Annotated in this window: 5 protein-coding genes and 1 pseudogene; 1 reads left to right on the plus strand and 5 read right to left on the minus strand. The window is 40.4% G+C overall.

What is annotated here, in order from left to right:
- The 3 genes and pseudogenes from RMY63_RS41280 to RMY63_RS41295 all read right to left on the minus strand — a co-directional run.
- A pseudogene (locus RMY63_RS41280) lies at positions 1-1,238 on the minus strand (tetratricopeptide repeat protein); the annotation flags it as partial.
- Positions 1,239-1,935: 697 nt separating this feature from the next.
- Positions 1,936-2,370 carry a DUF5615 family PIN-like protein gene (locus RMY63_RS41290; protein WP_322734208.1) on the minus strand — a complete coding sequence of 145 codons (435 nt, stop codon included), beginning with the start codon at positions 2,368-2,370 and terminating at the stop codon, positions 1,936-1,938.
- On the minus strand, positions 2,282-2,680 hold the full coding sequence (locus RMY63_RS41295; protein WP_322734209.1) for a DUF433 domain-containing protein: 399 nt from the start codon (positions 2,678-2,680) through the stop codon (positions 2,282-2,284). Before RMY63_RS41295 ends, RMY63_RS41290 begins: the two co-directional genes overlap by 89 nt.
- Positions 2,681-2,714: 34 nt before the next feature.
- Between RMY63_RS41295 and RMY63_RS41300 the strand changes: the two genes are divergently transcribed.
- Positions 2,715-3,008, plus strand: a complete 294-nt coding sequence (locus RMY63_RS41300) for a hypothetical protein (RefSeq protein WP_322734210.1) — start codon at positions 2,715-2,717, stop codon at positions 3,006-3,008.
- A gap of 51 nt (positions 3,009-3,059) precedes the next feature.
- Here RMY63_RS41300 and RMY63_RS41305 read toward each other — a convergent pair whose 3' ends face one another.
- Positions 3,060-3,338 carry a BrnA antitoxin family protein gene (locus tag RMY63_RS41305; RefSeq protein WP_322734211.1) on the minus strand — a complete coding sequence of 93 codons (279 nt, stop codon included), beginning with the start codon at positions 3,336-3,338 and terminating at the stop codon, positions 3,060-3,062.
- On the minus strand, positions 3,301-3,579 hold the full coding sequence (locus tag RMY63_RS41310; RefSeq protein WP_322734212.1) for a BrnT family toxin: 279 nt from the start codon (positions 3,577-3,579) through the stop codon (positions 3,301-3,303). Before RMY63_RS41310 ends, RMY63_RS41305 begins: the two co-directional genes overlap by 38 nt.
- Positions 3,580-3,832: the final 253 nt, after the last annotated feature.

The raw sequence follows: 3,832 nt of genomic DNA on the forward strand, positions 1-3,832 counted from the left end.
GTAAAAGCAGCGATCGCTTTTTCGATGTTATCTGCCCTGTCTCCTTTTATTCTATCGTTGTAGGCAACAGCAAGATTATTTTGCGTCATTGCCCAATCAATAGGCAAAGCTTCAGGAGTTATGACAGTTAAAGCAGCAGTAAAAGCAGCGATCGCTTTTTCGATGTTATCTGCCCTGTCTCCTTTTATTCTATTGTTGTAGGCAACAGCGAGATTATTTTGCGTCAATGCCCAATCAATAGGCAAAGCTTCAGGAGTTATGACAGTTAAAGCAGCAGTATAAGCAGCGATCGCATTTTCGATGTTATCTGCCTTGTCTCCTTTTATTCTATTGTTGTAGGCAACAGCGAGATTATTTTGCGTCATTGCCCAATCAACAGGCAAAGCTTCTCTAGTTCTGACAGTTAAAGCAGCAGTAAAAGCAGCGATCGCAATTTCGATGTTATCTGCCCTGTCTCCTTTTATTCTATTGTTGTAGGCATTTGCGAGATTATTTTGCGTCAATGCCCAATCAATAGGCAAAGCTTCTCTGGTGTGGACAGTTAAAGCAGCAGTATAAGCAGCGATCGCAATTTCGATGTTATCTGCCCTGTCTCCTTTTATTCTATCGCTGTAGGCATTTGCGAGATTATGTTGCGTCATTGCCCAAGATTGAGGCAAAGCTTCTCTGGTGTTGACAGTTAACGCGACTTCATAGCCAGTAATGGCAATTTCCATATTACTGGCTTTACTACCCAAAGGGAATTTCTGAATTAGATTGCTAAATGCGACAATAATTGCTGCTAGATTTTTTGCCTCATCTGCTTGGGCTTTCTCCAGTGTATTTGTCCCCGAACGACGCAATATTTCTGCTAACACCCCGTCGACTTTTTCTGTATTCTTTGCCAGCAAGGGGTAAACTACCTGGGAATTACCATTACTGTCTGCGGTTGCTTGTAGTACCTCCGTCAAAAATTGTAAATATGGCTGTATCTCCTCTTCACCAAGAGATTGCAAATCTACTTTATTATCTAGATTCAACGCTTCTCCTAGTTGCATTGCCAAACCTTGCAACCAATTCGCTGTCTTTTCATCCCCTTGCTGTGAAAACCTTTGTGCTTCTGCTTCTATTGCCTGCAAGAAGCCAATATCTACTAATTCTTGGTTTGCTGCCAAAGTTTCTTGGAATTCATCGTTAGTACGGCAATTTAACAGGCGTTGAATGAGGTTGAGATAGGCTTGCTGACGCTGTTCATTCATGGGCAAGGGTGTGAGACGCAACTAGATTATAAGAAAAATTCAACACTAACACCCTAAATTCCAGAAAAGTGTAGAATTTCATCACAAAGGATGTGTTTCTGACAATGAAAGAACCTTGTAGATGAGCGTTTTTTACTTGTGAACAGACAATATACTGATTTTGCGATCGCTTTCCTCGTCGCAGACATCATACTAACTCCTATTCCTCAAGCAAATGAGAAATAAAAAACCGTCCTACGGTGATTTTGAGAGAAATGCCAAAATATCAAGACTTTTTGATATGTGGGATTAGTACACAATTAAAACAATATATTCCTAACTTTGACGAAATCATTTCACCTAACGATGATGATTTTCAATCTAGTAGTTTAGTTAGTCAATCTGTTATTAGATTAAGTTTTTTAGCTGTCATTACTCGTAACAGTATAATTGGCTCAATTATCACAATATCAACAGAAAGGCATAACAAACTATTACATAATCTTAGTCAATATCTAATTCAATTAATAGAGTAATCACCACAGACATCAATCCTACAAAATAGTGCGGGCTACGCCAACGCATTTGTGATTTCGGCGATCGCATTTATCGATTTTGTGATTGCAATTGCTATTTCGGCGTTCGCATTTGTTATTTTGGCGATCAGTTGGTTATTTTAGTGATCGCAAAGTTCTGTTTTTAAATTGACACGCTATTGTCATCGCCATTGATTTAACCAACGTATTTGCCCAGGCCAGTCTTCTGCTTGAGTTTCTGATAGCAAGCGATCCAATGCTTGAATGAGGTTAGACAAATTCCAACTATTTTGTGCCGCTAGAATAATGCCTCTGTGCTGCGGATACTGAATAACCAAGGACAAGAAATCTTTAATGTTGAAGGTAAAAATACACCGTCCGTTATCTGTGGCTTTCAACAGTTGCATTTCATCGCTAGCATCTTTTGGCATCCATTCATTGGGAGTGCGAGTTACATCATGACCACGAGCAACTAGAGCCGTATGCAATGCTTTAATGGAGGTGTCTGCATCTAAATGCAGCAGGAGTTTAGACACCAGCAGTTTCAATCGCTTGTTCTGTAGCGATCGCATCATCAATTTCGGTACGATGGGCAGTGTAAAAACCCAGTGCATCATTGATCTGAGCTTCAGTAATACCATACTGTTGGACGATTTGCTCGCAAGACCAGCCCCACTGATGAGCAGCAATCGCTAGAGTTTGCACTCGAATTCCTGTACCACTAACAATGGGAACTTTTTGGCCACTGGTTCCAATGCGATAGCTAATCAAGGGAAAGGAGGGGTCGTTCAGTTGATGGCGAAGGGAGGCAATTTTTTCTGCTACTGCCCACAAAATAAATTGATCGAGGGAAATTCCTTGGCTAGTTGCCCATTGTTCTATCTCTTGCTGTAGTTGAACAGGTAAATTGACCAAGTGCGAAGGCATTTGCTGAAGCTCAATGAATTGACTTTTTCATTACTTGCTTTATTCTAAGCGATCGCCCCATAGCAGTTTCAATTTATCGTTTGTGATTTTGGCGATGCCTGAGTTGGGCTACTCCAACGCATTTATCGATTTGGAGAATGCAATTGTAATTTTAGCGATGCCTGGGTTGGGCTACGCCAACGCATTTATAGATTTTGTGATTCGCATTTGTTATTTCGGTGATCGCATTTATTATTTTTGTGTTTGCAATTATAGATTTGGCAATCGCAGTTATTATTTTGGCGCTCACGTTTTTGAGGAAATATTAAGCAACACCTACCCAATATAAATTGTCATCTAATCGGGGGGAATTTGCGGTGTAATATTAAATTTTGAATTGTTACACTGCTCTTTGTTCGTCGCAGTTTTCGATGTAACGACGTAAAACAGAGTTGATTAAGGTTTTATATTCTCCGCTTTGAGCTTGAAACCACTTTAGTATATCTGGCTCAATCTGTACCAATTGCTGTGCTTGAGGTGCGGGAACTCGGAGAGTAGCTTTCTGAAAAAACTCTTCTGTCAATGGTGGAATGTCAGAGTAGTCAATTTCTTCATCGTTCATTGACTCCAATGCTGTCCAGTTAGTACGAGAGGTATTTCTCAAGTTTTTGTCGCTCATATCGATTTGCCCTTCGTGCTGAAATGATCCGAATCACATTATTTTTGCGTTCTGTCCAAACTACAACGGCTACACCGTTGCCGAGGAAACCTATACCGAACCAACGGTCTTCTCCGTAATCAAAACGATCATCTAACTCAATTAGCATTGGACTTTCCAACATCTCAGGAACATCGGCGAAATCAATCTCATGTTTGCGAAGATTCTCTAAATTTTTCGCCTCATCCCACTCAAACTGCATGAAAATTTAGACACGCTAATTAAACCATCTCTATTATCCTGCATAATATCCCAATGCGCTCGGTGTTAGAGATAAAAACCTGATTTTGTGTAGGTTGGGTTGAGCGATAACGTAGGCACAATGATTTTGCGATGCCTGCGGCGGGCTACGCCAACGTATTTGTTATTTCGGAGTACGCATTTGTTATTTCGGAGTATGCATTTGTTATTTCGGAGTACTCATTTGTTATTTCGGGGTACGCATTTGTTATTTC

This window comes from Nostoc sp. ChiQUE01b (assembly GCF_034531255.1).
GTDB lineage: Bacteria > Cyanobacteriota > Cyanobacteriia > Cyanobacteriales > Nostocaceae > Nostoc.